The following is a 15439-nucleotide window of genomic DNA, read 5'->3' on the forward strand; positions in this document are numbered from 1 at the left end:
TCGGGCCCACCACAGCAAGACGGGCCGCCTCGAAGAGAGGCAGCCCGCTGCTGGATGTACTTCGGAATGGCCGACGACAGCGTCAGCGCGATTCCTTGTGCGCCTGATGCTTGCCGCAGTTCGGGCAGAACTTCTTGATCTCGAGGCGATCGGGATCGTTGCGGCGGTTCTTCTTCGTGATGTAGTTACGGTGCTTGCACACCTCGCAGGCCAAGGTGATCTTGGGGCGAACATCTGTTGAGGAGGCCACTTGATTGCCTTCTTTCGGGTGGTACGTGGTCGGGTTCGGAAGTTCCCTCAGGGCTTGCGACCCTTGCGCTCGGTTCCGGTCGGACCCGATGTGTAGCGGTGGAGGGACTCGATCCCTCGACCTCACGATTATGAGTCGTGCGCTCTAACCAGCTGAGCTACACCGCCCCGCGGACTTCTCGTCCAGCGAGCCCCCTGACGGAATCGAACCGTCGACCTTTTCCTTACCATGGAAACGCTCTGCCGACTGAGCTAAGGGGGCGTGCCCCGGGCTGTTGAGCCCGAGAGCCTTAACGAGGTTACACACTCGCGTCTGCACTAGACAAATCGCTGGTCGGAGACCGTCTGACGTGCAGTTTCGCGAAGATGGACCACGCTGTGGCAGGTATAGGATTCGAACCTATGTAGCTTGCGCGACGGATTTACAATCCGCTCCCTTTGGCCGCTCGGGCAACCTGCCGTGCCGCTCTCCCAGGCCGTCGCGACAGCCGTTCGAACAACGCCGTGAAGAATACAACGAACACCACGTCCACGCGCAAACCGGCTGGTCAACCGGACTCCCATGGCCATGACATACCCTGTCGGACATGGCTGATTCATCGTTCGACGTGGTGAGCAAGATCGACCGCCAGGAGGTCGACAACGCCCTCAACCAGGCTGCCAAGGAGTTGTCGCAGCGGTACGACTTCCGCGGCACCAACACCGGCATCGAGTGGTCCGGCGAGGAGAACATCGTGATCACCTCCGACGCCGAGGAGCGCGCGCAGGCGGGCCTCGAGGTGTTCAAGGAGAAGCTGATCCGCCGCGACATCTCCCTCAAGGCGTTCGACGCCGGCGAGGTCGTCGGCTCGGGCAAGACCTTCAAGATCACCGGCACGCTCGTGCAGGGCATCGACTCCGACCACGCCAAGAAGATCTCCAAGAAGATCCGTGACGAGGGCCCCAAGGGCGTCAAGGCACAGATCCAGGGCGACGAGCTGCGCGTGTCGAGCAAGAAGCGCGACGATCTGCAGGCCGTCATCGCGCTGCTCAAGGGCGAGGACTTCGGCATCGCCCTGCAGTTCGTCAACTACCGCTGATCCGCCCCGGCGCCCGATCCGGAGTCCGTACGTGGAAACCCAGACGGGTGCTGCGTCGTTTGACTGGATGAGGGCGCCAGCACTCCTCGGCCGGCAGCGGGTTCACCCGCACGCCGCCGAGGGGCCCGAGACCCGCGGCGCCGGACAGACGAGGAACCGATGCATTTCAACGGCTTGAAGACGGCGGCTCTGCTGGGCCTGATGTCGGCGATCATCGTCGGCATCGGCGCGCTGTTCCAGAGCCCGCTGATCCTGTGGGGATCGGTGGTCGTCGCCGTCGGCATGAATGCCTACGTCTACTTCAACAGCGCCAAGATGTCGCTGAAGGCGATGCACGCGCAGCCGGTCACCGAACTGCAGGCGCCGGTCATGTACCGGATCGTGCGTGAGCTGGCGACGACGGCGCACCAGCCGATGCCCGCCCTCTACATCTCCCCCACGGAGTCACCCAACGCGTTCGCCACGGGTCGCAACCCCAAGAACGCCGCGGTGTGCTGCACCACCGGCATCCTGCACCTGCTCGACGAGCGCGAGTTGCGCGCCGTGCTGGGTCACGAGCTGTCGCACGTGTACAACCGCGACATCCTCATCAGCTCGGTCGCCGGTGCGATGGCGGCGGTCATCAGCGGCCTCGCCAACTTCGCGATGTTCATGGGCGCCTTCGGCGGCCGCGACAACGCCCCCAACCCGCTGGCCATGCTGCTGATCGCCCTCCTGGGGCCGATCGCGGCCACTCTGGTGAAGCTGGCGGTCTCCCGGTCGCGGGAGTTCCAGGCCGATCAATCCGGTGCGGAACTCACCGGGGACCCGCTCGCACTGGCGTCGGCGCTGGCGAAGATCTCCGGGGGCGTCCAGGCCGCGCCGTTGCCGCCGCAGCCCGACATCGCGGCTCAGTCTCATCTGATGATCGAGAGCCCGTTCCGCGCCACCGACCGGATGGCGCGGATGTTCGCCACACACCCGCCGACCGCCGAACGCATCCGCCGGTTGCAGGAGATGGCTCGCGACGGCCGCTCCGCCGGGTGAGCCGGTTCCCTACCGGTTGAGCGACTTGCCTGCCGGTTGAGCGAAGTCGAAACCCCTCAGCCGACGCGTTCGATCGTGTAGTCCACCAACGACGCCAGCGCGCGGTGGGCCGGCGACTCGGGCAGTTCGGCCAGCATCGCGTGCGCCTCGTCGGCGAACTCCTGTAGCTTCGCCCGCGCGGCGGTCATACCGGCCGATGAGCCCAGCAGTTCGATCGCCTCGGCGACCTCGGCGTCGTCGGTGAGCGGCCGGGCGGTGCCGTCGGCGGCGACGAGCAGTTCGCGCAACCGGGCCGACGTCGCGTCGTCTCCGGCGACGGCGTACAGCACCGGCAGCGTGTGCACGCCTTCGCGCAGGTCGGTACCGGGGGTCTTGCCCGACTCCACCGACACCGAGCTGATGTCGATGATGTCGTCGGACACCTGGAAGGCGACGCCGACGATGTCGCCGATGCGCGAGAGCCGCTCGATGTCATCGGGCGTGGCCCCGGACGCCATCGCACCGAAGCGGGCGGCGGCGGCGATCAGCGAGCCGGTCTTCTCCCAGACGACCTGCAGGTAGTGGTCGATGGGGTCGGCGCCGGGCTTGACCCCCACCGTCTCGCGCATCTGGCCGGTGACGAGTTCGGCGAAGGTCTCGGCGATGATGCGCACCGCCTCGGGACCCAGTGTCGAGACGAGGCGCGAGGCGCGTGCGAACAGGAAGTCGCCGGAGAGGATGGCCACGCTGTTGGTCCAGCGTGCGTTGGCGCTCGCCGCACCGCGCCGCATGGCGGCCTCGTCCATCACGTCGTCGTGGTAGAGGGTGGCGAGGTGGATCATCTCCACCACCGTCGCGGACGTGATGACGTCGTCGGACCCCGGGCGCGGACCGAACTGGGCGGCCAGGATCGCGAACATCGGCCGGAATCGCTTCCCTCCGGCCTTCGCGAGGTGGGTCGCCGCCTCGGTCATGACCTCGTCACCCGACGAGAGTTCGGCGAGCAGCAGATCCTCGACCCGCTGCAGCGACGAGCGCACCGTATCGGCGAACTCATCCGACACCAGGTCAACCCCGGCGAATGTGGACTTCACGGAAACGCGGCCCCATCTCGTCTGATCCGGCAAATACTCGACGGCGGACACGCGACTGCCGCGTAGACCCCACCTGCTGCGAGCCTAGCCCGTCGGGGGTCCGGACATACTGGTCGGGTGAGCACGGACACGACGCCTACTTTCCCCGATTCCGCCGACGTCCTCGTCGTCGGCGCCGGACCGGGTGGATCGGCGGCGGCCGCCCACGCCGTCGCCGCCGGCCGGGACGTGGTCCTCGCCGACGCCGCGGTGTTCCCGCGCGACAAGACCTGTGGCGACGGACTCACGCCGCGCGCCGTCGCCGAACTCGACGCCCTCGGACTGGACTCGCTGCTCGCCGACCGTCCGCGCATCGACGGGCTGCTGCTCAACGGTTGGGGTGCCCGACAACAGGTCCGGTGGCCGTCCGGACGATTCCCGACCTATGGGAGCGCGGTGGCGCGAACCGAGTTCGACGACGCCATCCGCACCCATGCGGTGTCGGCCGGGGCGCGAATGCTGCAGGGCGTCAAGGCCGTTGACGTCCAGATGGATGGTGACCGGGTGGGCGCGGTCACCTTCGCGACCCCCGCCGGCTCGCACACCATGCGGGTGACCGACCTCGTCGTCGCCGACGGCGTCCGGTCGGGCATCGGGAAAACGCTTGGCCGGCAATGGCATCGGGACACCGCCTACGGCGTGGCCGCGCGCGCGTACGCGCCGTCCGGGCGCGCCGATTCGCACTGGATGGGATCACACCTCGAGCTCCGCGGACCCGACGACGGACTGCTGCCCGGGTACGGCTGGGTGTTCCCGCTCGGCGCGGCCGGCGGCGGGCAGGTCAACGTCGGCGTCGGCGCGCTCGCGACGTCGAAGCGCCCGGCGCACATGGCCCTTCGGCCGATCCTCGAACATTACGCCGCGATGGTGCGCGACGAGTGGGCACTCGATGGCCCGCCCGTCCGCATCACCTCGGCCCTGCTGCCGATGGGTGGTGCCGTCTCCGGCGTCGCCGGGCGCAACTGGATGCTGATCGGCGACGCCGCAGCGTGCGTGAATCCGCTCAACGGCGAGGGCATCGACTACGCCCTGGAGACCGCGCGACTCGCCGTCGAGCTCCTGGGCGCCGACGACTACACCGACCGGTGGCGCGATGTCCTGGTGGAGCACTACGGGCTCGCGTTCTCCGCCGCCCGTCGCCTCGCCGGCGTGCTCACCATGCCCAAGGCCGTCCCCACCCTGGGCCGCCCGGGCATCCGGTCCCCGCACCTGATGTCGATGGTGGTGCGGGTGATGGGCAACCTGATCACCGCCGAAGATGCCGACCTGGTGGCCCGCGCGTGGCGCACCGCCGGCCGCGCCTCCCGGCAGATCGACCCGCGGCCGCCGTTCTCCTGAGCACGTGCCCGCCGGCGGGGGTCTTTTCTTCTCGCCTGGCGCATTGAGACGATCAGGCTGTAGTGTTCCAACGCGTGTGGTCGCTGCCACACCTGTGACAGAATCAGGCCACCCGTCGACCCAGGAGATGGACGATGTCCGCCGCATCCGCTCTCGCCACCCGAGCCAAGCATGCCGTGCAGAACCGACTGGCACAGCGCTACCGCCTCCGCGGCGAGATCGACCACATGGATGCGGTCGCCGACCCGACCGCGATCGCCCGCGCCCTCGGCACACAGGAGTTCCCGTGGGGCATCACGCAGGCGTTGAGCTTCGCCCTGTTCCGCACCTACGCCGTGCCCTCGATCGGCGATCTGCTCTACAAGACCAGCCAGTTCACCGAGTCGACCCAGAAGCGCTACGACGACACGGTGCTGCTCCTCGACGCCCCGATCGAGCACGGTGTCGACAGCCCTGCCGGCCGGGCGGGCATCCGGCGCATCAACCAGATGCACGGCATGTACGACATCCCGAACAGTGACTTCGTCTACGTGCTCGCGACCTTCGTCGTCTGCCCGGTGGAGTGGGTGAACGCCTACGAGTGGCGCTCGCTGACGAACCACGAGATCCTCGGTCTCACCAACTACTACCGTCGGCTCGGCCAGTTGATGGGCATCAAGGACATCCCCGAGACCTACGACGACTTCAAGACGTTCTACGACGAGTACGAGACCGCCCATTTCGCGTTCAGTCCCGACTCCCTCGCCGTCGCCGACGCCACCCTCGACCTGTTGGGCACGTTCATGCCGTACAAGCTGTTGCCGCGGGCGGTCGTGCGCCGGATGTCGTTCGCGCTCATGGATGATCGGCTCCTCGGGGCCTTCGGATACCCGAAGCCGACGACGGTCGAGCGGGTCCTGGTGCGCGGCGGACTCAAGGCTCGCGGGCTGGCGATCCGCCTGTTCGCCTCACCGCGGACCGAACCGCTCTTCGGACGCCAGACGAAGCAGGTCCGCAGCTACCCCGACGGCTTCCGCATCGACGACCTGGGCACGTTCGCACCGGGATGCCCGGTCTCGCACGACACCGAGACGCCGCGGGCCGCGACCTCCTAGGCCCGCGCCGAGTGGATCGCGGCGATGCCACCGGTCATGTTCTCCCACCGCACCCCGGAGAACCCGGCGTCGCGGATCAGGTCGCCGAGCGCGAACTGGTCCGGCCAGGCCCGGATCGACTCGGCGAGATAGACATACGCGGCCGGACTGCTCGACACCTTCGTCGCGACCGCGGGCAGCGCCTTCATCAGGTACTCCATGTAGACCGTGCGGAACGGCTTCAGCGTCGGCGTCGAGAATTCGCAGATCACCAGCCGCCCACCGGGTTTCAGCACGCGCCGGAGTTCGGCGAGCGCGGTCGGCACGTCGTTGACGTTGCGCAGTCCGAAGGAGATGGTCGCGGCGTCGAAGGAATCGTCGGCGAACGGGAGCGACAGGGCGTCCGCGGCGACCTTCGGCACATCCCGGTGGGCCCCGGCCTTGAGCATGCCGAGCGAGAAGTCGGCGGCGATGCAGTGCGCACCAGACGAGGCCAGCTCGACGGTCGACACCGCGGTGCCGGCCGCGAGGTCCAGGACGATGTCGCCGTGGTGTAGATCGAGGGCCCGACGGGTCCTCTTGCGCCAGCCGCGATCCCGGCCGAACGACAGGACGGTGTTGGTGAGGTCGTAGCGACGGGCCACGCCGTCGAACATCGCCGCGACCTCGGCCGGGTCCTTCGCCAGGCTCGCCCGGCCCACACTCGTCCCGCCCAGACCCGCTTGCTCTGGTGTCGCGCCCGTCGATGCCATGCCGATCACGCTACCGGGCGATGCGCGTCCGACTGCCGTGAGGTTGGCCCCCCCGGACGCCGGTACCGCACCTCAGGCCGGGCGCCCCACCTCGGTCACGACCCCACCACCGGTCACGGCGGCGTAGTGGTTCACCAGCTCCGCGCAGACCGACGGCCAGGTGCGGGCGCGGACGGCCTGCACCGCTGCGCGGCCGAACGCCGCCCGCACGGACTCGTCGTGCAGGGACCCGACGATCGAGGGCAGGGTGTCGGCGAAGCTCTCGACGTCCAGCAGGTACCCGGTCCGGAACGCCGACACCAGGTCGCGGGGCCCGCCCGCATCGGGGCCGATCACCGGCAGCCCGCTGGCCATCGCCTCCTGGATGGCCTGACAGAACGTCTCGTGTTCGCCCGCGTGGACGAAGACATCGAAACTCGCGTACGCGCGCGCCAGGGCCTCACCGCGCAGTTCGCCCGTGAACACCGCATCTCCCATCGCGCGCTCGAGCCGGTCCCGCTCGGGGCCGTCGCCGACGATCACCACCTGCACCCGTGGATTCCCGGAGAGGCCGGCGAGCCGCTCGACGTGCTTCTCCGGCGCGAGCCGACCGACGAACCCGACCACCAGTTTGTCGTCGGCGGCACCAAGCCAGTCCGCCCGCAGCGACGCATCGCGCTTGTCCGGGGAGAAGAGCCCCACATCCACCCCGCGACCCCATCGCGCCAGGCGCGGCACGCCGTGAGCGGCGAGCACCTCCAGGGTCGCCGTCGACGGCGCGAGGGTGAGATCGCACATCTCGTGGAGGCGGCGCGTGTAGCGCCAGGCGAGCTTCTCCACCGCTCCCAGCCGGTACGCCGCCGCGAACCCCGCCACGTCGGTCTGGAAGACGGCCACCACGGGCACCCCGAGCGCTCGCGCGGCGACGGCGCCCGCGGCACCCACCACGAAGGGCGACGCGAGGTGCACCACGTCCGGCTCGAAGTCGCGCAGGGTGCGGTACAGCAGCGGCGACGGCACGCCCACCGGCAGCGAGGTCACCCGCGGCACCTGCACGGCGGGCAGCAGATGCACCGGGGTCCGGCGGCCGATCAGCCGCGGCCCTCCCGGCACCCCGCGCGGGGTGTCGGGTGCGATGACGACGGCGGTGTGTCCGGTGGACTCGAGGTGGTCGACAACCCGGAGGACGGAGTTGACCACCCCGTTCATCTGGGGCAGGAAGCTCTCGGCGACGATCGCGACGCGCATGATCGAGATCGTCCCCCGGGGACTTGACCGGCATCCACCCCAGGACATGTCGGCCCGCCCAACTCGGGATGAACACCTCCGTGGCCCGGGCACCGAGGAGAGTGGTGGGGTGGCCGACATCCATCTCCTGCTGCTGAGCCGCTGGCTCACCCCCGTCCCGACCTTCCTCGCGCCGCTCACCGGGCCGGCGCGCCGCATCGCCTATGTCCCCACCGCATCGTCGATCTACCCCGATCACGCCTGGCTCGACCTGGAACGGGACACGCTGCGACAGCAGGGTTTCGAGGTGACCGACCTCGACCCGGAACTGATCGGGGCCGCCGCCTTCGCCGACGTCCTCGGCGACGTCGATGCCATCTTCGTCGCCGGCGGCAACACCTTCCACCTGCTCGGCGCACTGCGACTGGCCGGCGCCGACCGCACGCTCGTCGGCGCGGTGCGAGCCGGCCTCCCCTACATCGGGGTCAGCGCCGGCGCCGCGGTGGTCGGCCCCGACATCGCGCCCCTGGCTCTTCTCGACGATCCCACGGAGGCCGCTCCCCTGACCTCGACCGACGGGCTCGGACTGATCGACGTCACGGTGATCCCGCACGCGGAGGGCACAGTCGGGGGGCGCGGCCCGGTGGAGGCGACGCGGGAACGATTCGGCGCAACCCATCGGCTGCACTTCTTGCGTGACGACGAGGCGATCGTCGTCGCCGGCGACACCCTCAGGGTGATCCCGGGCTGACCGTCTCGTCCCGCTCGGCCGCGTCCCGTCCGGCCGTGTCCCGTTCGGCCGTGTCTCGTTCGTCGCCGCCCTCGTCGTCGGTAGTCGCGTCGTCGCTGCCCTCGTCGTCGGTGGTCGCGTCGTCGGTGGTCGCGCCCGAGTCGTCGCGCCGGGCCCAGCGGCGGCTGAACTCCGCGACCGCGACCATCAGCAGGCCGACGACCAGCCATGCCCCGACCATCACCGACAGTGCCGGGATGATCGAGAGCACTGCGGTGCGGCCGGTCGGGCGGGCGAGATCGGGGTTGTAGACCGCGTAGTCGACGCTGATCCGTTGCCCCTCGCTCAGTTCCGTCGGATACAGCAGCCCGAAGCGGGGACTGTGGAACGAGCCGTCCGGTGTCTGGAAGTTCACCGCGGCGTGCAGGCTGTCGACCGAGACGACCTCGGCCATCACAGTGGCCTTGCTGGCCTCGATCGTCGAGTCGTTCTTGAAGCACCCGGCGATGAGGGTCAGCGCCATGAAGGTGATCGTGACGCCGACGACGAGCAAACCGAGTTGCACGCGTCGCTGGATCACCGGATTCATGCCGTTCAGCCTAGTGGTGTGCCCCGAGGAGTTCGCGGCCCGGCCGGTGCCGCGCTACCGGAGACGTGCGGCGATCGCCGCGTGCACCGCTCGTAGTCGCCCGCGGTCGGTGGCGACCTCGACGACCTCGATCCCCCCGGGGGCCGGGTCCTCCGCGAGCACCGCGCCCAGTTCGGCGACGGTCGCCCGCCGATGCGGGATGTGGAAACCCGCGCACATCGATGCGATGTCGGTGCGATGCGGTGTGCCGAAGACCCGTTCGTACGCCCCGGCGTACAGGCCGGTGTTGTACCGCGGGTCGCCCTGTTCCAGCAGGCCGAAGATGCCCCCGCCGTCGTCGTTGGCCACCACGATCCGCAGCGACGACGGGCGCGGCTCCCCGGGGCCGACGACCAATCCGGTCGCATCGTGCACGAACGTCAGATCGCCCATCAGCGCGATGGTCCGCGCGCCGACCCGATCCCGGTCGAGGGCCATCGCGGCCCCGATGGCCGTCGAGTTGGTGCCGTCGATGCCCGCCACACCGCGGTTGGACAGCACCCGCACGCCGTCGGCGATCCGGCCGGCCAGCGCGATGTCGCGGATGGGATTGCTGGCCCCGACGACGAGCTGGTCGCCCGCGGCCATGGCGTCGCCGACCGCGCGGGCGACATGGAGTCCGGTGGCCGGGCCCGGTTCGTCGAGTTCGGCGGTGACGGCGAACGCCACCCGCTCCTGGACCGCCGCGCAGTCCTTGAGCCAGTCCTCCCGCGGCTCGCCGGCGACCTCGATCCGGGTGCCGGTCGCGTAAACGTTGCCGGACACGTCCGGCCAGCGCGGACCGGTGGTCAACGCGTAGACACGGACCTCGGGGTCGGCGAGCAGGCGGGACACCCCGCGATGCAGAGTCGGGCGGCCGCAGATGATCGCCTGCTGGGGACGGATCGAGTCCAGTCCCAGCGGGTGGAGCGGCGTCGTGGCGCGCGGAGCCGTCGGCTCGGCGACCGTGGGGACCCCCGCCAGCCCCGGATGGACACCGGACCCGTGCCCCGAGATGACCACGGTGTCCAGGGAGAGATCGATGGGCAGCGGGACGTCGAGCTTGCCGACGGGCGCCTGCGTCCAGGGCAGACCGCCCGGCCGGCCGGAGAACGCTCCGAGATCGGCCGTCGGGTCCGGGCCCGCGAGCTCGTCCGGGTCGGGCACGAGCGGTTCGCGCAGCGGGATGTCGAACTGCACCGGCCCGGCGTTGCCGGTCCGCGCGCCGCGGGCGGCGGCGAGGACGCGGCCGACCGCCGACCGCCACTGGCTGTTGGTGTCGAGGTCCTGTTCGGCGAGACCGAGGCTGATCGCCGCGCGCACCTGCGTCCCGAAGATGCCGAACTGCTCGACAGTCTGGTTGGCACCGGAACCGAGGAGCTCGTAGGGACGATTGGCGCTGACGACGACGAGCGGCACCCGCGCATAGTTCGCCTCGAAGACCGCAGGCCCCATGTTCGCCACCGCGGTGCCACTGGTCATCACGATGGGCACCGGCTGCCCCGACGACACCGCGAGCCCGAGCGCGAGGTAGCCCGCCGAACGCTCGTCGATCCGCACGTGCAGCCGCAACCGGCCCGTGGCGTCGGCGGCGTGCAGGGCGAAGGCGAGCGGCGCATTGCGCGACCCCGGACACAGGACGGCCTCGCGGACACCGCCGCGGATCATCTCGTCGACGATGACCCGGGCCTGCAGCGTGGACGGGTTGGGCCCCGGGGCGTTCTGGGCCGGTCGGTTCATCCCACAAGCGTAGTGGTGAGGCCGGGGACCACCACCGGGTACTCCCGAGTCCCGACATCGGGGCGGGGAGCGGCGTTACCCTCGTCACGTGGGCTTTTACGACGACCGGGTCCTGCCGCACCTCGTCGAACGCACCTGCGGCATGGCCGCGTTGACCCCGCTGCGAGCGCGGGCCTGCGCACCCCTGTCCGGTCGGATGATCGAGATCGGATTCGGCTCGGGCCTCAACGTCGGCGTCTACCCGGCCGCCCTCACCGAGGTCGCGGCGGTCGAACCGTCCGCGGTCGGCTGGACGATGGCCACCGATCGCGTCGCCACCTCACCGGTCCCCATCGAACGCGCCGGACTCGACGGCCAGCGCCTCGAGTTCGACGACGACTCCTTCGACGCCGCGCTCACCACCTTCACCCTGTGCACCATCCCCGACGTGCGGGCCGCCCTCGGCGAACTGCGCCGCGTGCTGCGCCCGGACGGACAGCTGGCGTTCCTCGAGCACGGGTCCGCCCCGGACCCGCGGGTCCGCCGCTGGCAACGCCGACTCGAGCCGATCCAGAAGCGGGTCGCGGGCGGCTGCCACCTCACCCGCGACGTGCGAGCCGAGCTGACCGCAGCCGGCTTCGCACTCGGGCCCGTCGACGCGTTCTATCAACCGGGAATCCCGAAACCCTTCGGCGCACTGAGCCTCGGGACCGCGCGGCCGCCCTGACGCCCCCGCTCGCTCCGCTCCCGGCGGCAGCAACACTCGCCCCGCTCGCTCCGCTCCCGGCGGCGGCAACACTCGCCCCGCTCGCTCCGCTCCCGGCGGCGGGCCTACTGTGGAGCCAGTGCGTCGCTGGACAGTGCTGGTACTCCTCACCGCGGTCGCGACGCTGGTACTCGAGGCCTTCGACGTCGACGCCGCCGCCCTGTTCGCCGGGCTCGTGGTCGCGGGGGGCCTTGCGATCGCCGGCCGCGCTCCCGGACGAACCGGCACCGGACCCGAAACCGCAAGCCCACCAGCCGATTCCGACGACCCGATCGTCCCGCGGTGGGCGCTCGTGGCGTCGCAGGGCGTGCTCGGTGTCTTCATCGGCACGATGGCCGAGCCCGAGACCGTCAGCGGCCTCGGGTCGTCGTGGTTCCCGGTACTCGTCATCGGCGTCGGCACGCTGGTCATCTCCATCGCCTGCGGCGCGCTGCTCGGCCTGCACCGCGACGTCGACCCGCTGACCGGTTCCCTCGCCCTCGTCGCGGGCGGGGCGTCCGGGCTGGTCGCGCTGGCCCGCGAGTTCGGCGGTGACGAGCGGATGGTCGCGGTCATCCAATACCTGCGCGTCGCGCTGGTCACCGTCACCATCCCGCTGGTCGCCTCGCTCGTCTTCGGCGCCGACGGCGATGCCGTCGCACCGGGTGCCGACGCGTGGTCGGCCGAGACGCTGCGGGGTCAGGCGTGGGGCCTGCTACTCCTCGCGGTGTGCCTCGGCGTGGGGATTCCGATCGGGCGGTTGCTGCGCATGCCCGCCGCCGGTCTCCTCGGTCCGCTGGCTCTGGCGACCGCGGCCGAGCTGACCGGGATCGCCGGTGCGGCCGAGGTCTCCCCCGCCCTGCTCGCCGTCGCCTACGCGGTGATCGGCTGGCAGGCGGGGCTCGGTTTCACGATGCCGCGGTTGCGTGCGATCGGTCGCGTCCTGCCGCTCGCGCTGGTGCTGATCCTCGTCATCGGGGCCGGCTGTGCGCTGCTGGGGGTCGTCCTCTCGGCGTGGACCGGCGAGTCGATGTTCGACTGCTATCTCGCTACGACCCCGGGTGGCATCTACGCGGTGCTCGCCGCCGCGACCGGTGCCGGCGGGAACGTCGCCTTCGTCGTCGCCGCCCAGATCCTGCGCGTGCTCCTCATGCTGTTCGTCGCCCCCTTCGCCGCTCGCCTCGCCGCGCGGCGGTCGCGGTGACCGCCTCCGGCGACTCGACGGTTACGTGTGACCCGCGTCCCACGTAAAGTCGGGAAGATGAGCGGGGAATCGAACACCGACACCACATCCACTCCGAACGGCCGATCCAGCGGGCACGGTCGCGAATTCGACGTCGTGGTCTACGGCGCCAGCGGCTTCGTCGGCGAACTCACGGCACGGTATCTGGCCGACCACGCGCCCATCGGCACCAAGATCGCCCTGGCCGGACGCAACGAGTCGAAACTGACCGACGCCCGCAAGCGTCTGCCCCTGCGCGCGCACGACTGGCCGCTGATCATCGCCGACGCGGAGTCGCCCGCGGCGCTCGACGCCATGGTGGCGCGCACCCAGGTCGTCTGTACCACCGTGGGTCCCTACCTCAAGTACGGCGAGGCCCTCGTGGTCGCCGCGGCCACCGCGGGGACCGACTACGTCGATCTGACCGGCGAGGTGCCGTTCGTCCGCTACTCGATCGACAAGGTCCACGACGTCGCCGCCGCCTCGGGTGCCCGCATCGTCCACTCCTGCGGCTTCGATTCCGTGCCGTCCGACATCACCACCTACGCGCTGTACAGGAAGGTCGCCGAGGACGGGGCGGGCGAGATGACCGACACCACCCTCGTCGTCGAGTCGTTCCGCGGCGGGATCTCCGGCGGGACGATCGATTCCATGCGGGTCATCGCCGAGGAGGCCCGCAACGCGCAGTCCCGACGACTCATGCTCAACCCACAGGCGCTGTCGAGCGGGCCCGGTGACGTCCCGCGGGTCAGCCTGTCCGACGAACCCAGCGACCTGTCCATCATCAACGCCAAGAAGGTCGACCCGTCGCTGCGCGGCACACTCGCCCCCTTCTTCATGGCGGCCCACAACACGCGGATCGTCCGCCGCTCGAATGCCCTGCTGGACAACGCCTATGGCAAGGACTTCCACTACGCGGAGACGATGAGCGTGGGCAGTGTCCCCGCGGTCTCCACCCTGCTCGCCGGCGCGGTCGCGGTCGGCACCGGCGCGTTCATGGGTGCGATGAGCTTCGGTCCCACGCGCCGAGTCCTCGACCGAGTGCTCCCGAAACCCGGTGACGGGCCGAGCGAAAAGGCCCGCGAGAACGGCTATTTCGTGGTCGGTACGTTCACCCGGACCACCACCGGCCGTCGCTACCGGGCCCGGATGCGCGCCCAGGGCGACCCCGGATACAAGGCCACCGCGGTGATGCTCGCCGAGAGCGCATTGGCACTGGCCCTCGATCGCGACCGCCTGCCCAAGCGCTCCGGGGTCCTGACGACGGCCGTCGCGATGGGCGACGCCCTCGTGGACCGCCTGCGCAACGCCGGGTTCAGCATCGACGCAACCGAGCTCACCGACACGGCGCCGGGAGCGTAGCGAGCGGGCCGCATCCGACACGGCGCCGGGAGCGTAGCGAGCGGGCCGCATCCGACACGGCGCCGGGAGCGTAGCGAGCGGGCACCCGACACCGCCCGATCACGTTCTCCGCAGCCGTCCGGATCTTGTCCGGCACAGCCGAACTCGCGGTCGGGCGGCGTCGTGTCCGGGGTCGGAAAATTTCTGGCACTCTCCCCTCCAGAGTGCTAGACGAGTCGCGGATCCGGTGCTATCTTCGGTGGCAGTACAGCGATGAACTGCTCGTCTAACGGGTGGCGAGCAGCCTTGAGAACAGGAGGTGAACTGCTGTGCTTCGTTTCGATCCCTTTTCCGACATGGATGCCTGGACCCGAGGCATGATGACCGGTTCAGCGGCCGGAACCGCCCGCACTCCCCGTTTCATGCCTCTGGACCTGTACAAGGTCGAGGACCACTATCTGCTCGTCGCCGATCTACCCGGCGCCGATCCCGGCTCCATCGATGTGAGCGTCGACAACGGCGTCCTGACGCTGTCCGCCCAGCGGAGTACGCCATCCGACGAGGGTGTGCAATGGCTGACCAGCGAACGCTTCTCCGGAACCTATCGCCGCCAGCTGACCCTCGGCGACGCCATCGACAGCTCGGCGATCTCGGCGCGGTACGACAACGGCGTCCTCACCGTGACGATCCCGGTCGCCGAGAAGGCCAAGCCGCGGCGGATCGAGGTCGAGAGTTCCGGCCGCCCACAGGCGATCGAGACCGGAACGGTCACATAAGCCGATCGTCCACGACCGCAGCACTTCTGATGAGACAGCCGCATTTCACACGGGAGGCGCCATCGAAGACACTTCATTCCGCTCCCTGAGGTTCGAGGAGCGATAGCGACGAGCCTCGAAGGGCCTGGCGAGAGATCGTCACCATGCCCTTCGAGGCTCGCTTCGCTCGCACCTCATAGCTCCTATGTCAAGCGGCTTCGTGTTGTGGGGTTGTGCGGTTGTGGTGATCGAGGGTGAGGTTGTTGTAGACGACGCGGGCCAGACGTCGCTTGAGGCAGCGCATGGCGTCGCGTTTGGTTTTGCCTCCGTCGCGTTTGCGTTGGTAGTAGGTGTGGCCGAGGGACTCGGGCATGCGGGCTTGGGTCAAAGCGATGCGGTGCAGGGCGGCGTTGAGTTGTCTGTTGCCTGAGCGGGTGAGGCGATGGCGGCCGGGGTTGGCCGACCACACTGGCACGGGTGCGACG

General features: G+C 69.8%; 16 protein-coding genes and 3 tRNA genes. 9 read left to right on the plus strand and 10 right to left on the minus strand.

Translation table 11 applies throughout. The features are described 5' to 3' along the window. Positions 1-82 precede the first annotated feature (82 nt). From rpmG to CA982_RS15685, 4 genes are all read right to left on the minus strand, one after another. Positions 83-250, minus strand: a complete 168-nt coding sequence (gene rpmG / locus CA982_RS15670) for a 50S ribosomal protein L33 (protein WP_003929651.1) — start codon at positions 248-250, stop codon at positions 83-85. Between the two features lie 93 nt (positions 251-343). Next, positions 344-417: transfer RNA gene (locus CA982_RS15675), tRNA-Met, on the minus strand. A 21-nt stretch (positions 418-438) separates the two neighbouring features. Continuing rightward, positions 439-511 (minus strand) — tRNA-Thr (locus CA982_RS15680). A 117-nt stretch (positions 512-628) separates the two neighbouring features. Further along, a tRNA-Tyr gene (locus CA982_RS15685) sits at positions 629-709 on the minus strand. Positions 710-836: 127 nt separating this feature from the next. Here CA982_RS15685 and CA982_RS15690 point away from each other — a divergent pair. Then, a complete protein-coding gene (locus CA982_RS15690) occupies positions 837-1328 on the plus strand; it encodes a YajQ family cyclic di-GMP-binding protein (RefSeq protein WP_086536203.1) in 492 nt (163 codons plus the stop codon). A 159-nt stretch (positions 1329-1487) separates the two neighbouring features. After that, positions 1488-2354 (plus strand): zinc metalloprotease HtpX, encoded by an 867-nt coding sequence (htpX, locus tag CA982_RS15695; RefSeq protein ID WP_086536204.1) that lies wholly within the window; start codon positions 1488-1490, stop codon positions 2352-2354. 56 nt (positions 2355-2410) lie between these two features. On the opposite strand, the gene CA982_RS15700 is transcribed toward htpX, so the two are convergent. After that, on the minus strand, positions 2411-3427 hold the full coding sequence (locus tag CA982_RS15700) for a polyprenyl synthetase family protein (protein WP_086536205.1): 1017 nt from the start codon (positions 3425-3427) through the stop codon (positions 2411-2413). A 117-nt stretch (positions 3428-3544) separates the two neighbouring features. Between CA982_RS15700 and CA982_RS15705 the strand changes: the two genes are divergently transcribed. Both CA982_RS15705 and CA982_RS15710 read left to right on the plus strand, forming a co-directional pair. Further along, positions 3545-4804: a geranylgeranyl reductase family protein gene (locus CA982_RS15705; RefSeq protein ID WP_086536206.1), complete on the plus strand. Its 1260-nt coding sequence runs from the start codon at positions 3545-3547 to the stop codon at positions 4802-4804. A gap of 134 nt (positions 4805-4938) precedes the next feature. Beyond that, the gene (locus tag CA982_RS15710) at positions 4939-5898 is read left to right on the plus strand and encodes an oxygenase MpaB family protein (protein ID WP_086536207.1); all 960 of its coding nucleotides are present in this window, start codon (positions 4939-4941) and stop codon (positions 5896-5898) included. Here CA982_RS15710 and CA982_RS15715 read toward each other — a convergent pair. Both CA982_RS15715 and CA982_RS15720 read right to left on the minus strand, forming a co-directional pair. Further along, complete coding sequence (locus tag CA982_RS15715; RefSeq protein ID WP_086536224.1) at positions 5895-6629, minus strand: demethylmenaquinone methyltransferase; 735 nt, start codon at positions 6627-6629, stop codon at positions 5895-5897. The two genes, CA982_RS15710 and CA982_RS15715, sit on opposite strands and share 4 nt — an antisense overlap. Positions 6630-6701: 72 nt before the next feature. Further along, positions 6702-7856, minus strand: coding sequence for a glycosyltransferase family 4 protein (locus CA982_RS15720; RefSeq protein ID WP_086536208.1), 1155 nt, complete (start codon positions 7854-7856; stop codon positions 6702-6704). Between the two features lie 109 nt (positions 7857-7965). On the opposite strand from CA982_RS15720, the gene CA982_RS15725 reads away from it, so the two are divergent. Further along, entirely contained in the window at positions 7966-8586 is a 621-nt protein-coding gene (locus CA982_RS15725) for a Type 1 glutamine amidotransferase-like domain-containing protein (protein ID WP_086536209.1), read from the plus strand. Here the strand turns inward: CA982_RS15725 and CA982_RS15730 are convergent. Both CA982_RS15730 and menD read right to left on the minus strand, forming a co-directional pair. After that, a complete protein-coding gene (locus tag CA982_RS15730; protein WP_086536210.1) occupies positions 8567-9154 on the minus strand; it encodes a hypothetical protein in 588 nt (195 codons plus the stop codon). The two genes, CA982_RS15725 and CA982_RS15730, sit on opposite strands and share 20 nt — an antisense overlap. A gap of 54 nt (positions 9155-9208) precedes the next feature. Next, positions 9209-10912 carry a 2-succinyl-5-enolpyruvyl-6-hydroxy-3-cyclohexene-1-carboxylic-acid synthase gene (gene menD / locus CA982_RS15735; RefSeq protein ID WP_086536211.1) on the minus strand — a complete coding sequence of 568 codons (1704 nt, stop codon included), beginning with the start codon at positions 10910-10912 and terminating at the stop codon, positions 9209-9211. Positions 10913-11000: 88 nt separating this feature from the next. On the opposite strand from menD, the gene CA982_RS15740 reads away from it, so the two are divergent. The 4 genes from CA982_RS15740 (at position 11001) to CA982_RS15755 (ending at position 14975) form a co-directional block, all read left to right on the plus strand. Then, entirely contained in the window at positions 11001-11618 is a 618-nt protein-coding gene (locus CA982_RS15740) for a class I SAM-dependent methyltransferase (protein WP_086536212.1), read from the plus strand. A 118-nt stretch (positions 11619-11736) separates the two neighbouring features. Continuing rightward, positions 11737-12840, plus strand: a complete 1104-nt coding sequence (locus CA982_RS15745; protein ID WP_086536213.1) for an AbrB family transcriptional regulator — start codon at positions 11737-11739, stop codon at positions 12838-12840. Positions 12841-12897: 57 nt separating this feature from the next. Next, complete coding sequence (locus tag CA982_RS15750) at positions 12898-14220, plus strand: saccharopine dehydrogenase family protein (protein ID WP_086536214.1); 1323 nt, start codon at positions 12898-12900, stop codon at positions 14218-14220. A gap of 308 nt (positions 14221-14528) precedes the next feature. Then, positions 14529-14975 carry an Hsp20/alpha crystallin family protein gene (locus tag CA982_RS15755; RefSeq protein ID WP_014925585.1) on the plus strand — a complete coding sequence of 149 codons (447 nt, stop codon included), beginning with the start codon at positions 14529-14531 and terminating at the stop codon, positions 14973-14975. Positions 14976-15162: 187 nt separating this feature from the next. Here CA982_RS15755 and CA982_RS15760 read toward each other — a convergent pair. Then, on the minus strand, positions 15163-15439 hold a 277-nt coding region (locus tag CA982_RS15760; RefSeq protein ID WP_144066039.1), incomplete at its 5' end, for a transposase.

Source organism: Gordonia lacunae, assembly GCF_002149015.1.
Classification (GTDB): Bacteria; Actinomycetota; Actinomycetes; order Mycobacteriales; family Mycobacteriaceae; genus Gordonia; species Gordonia lacunae.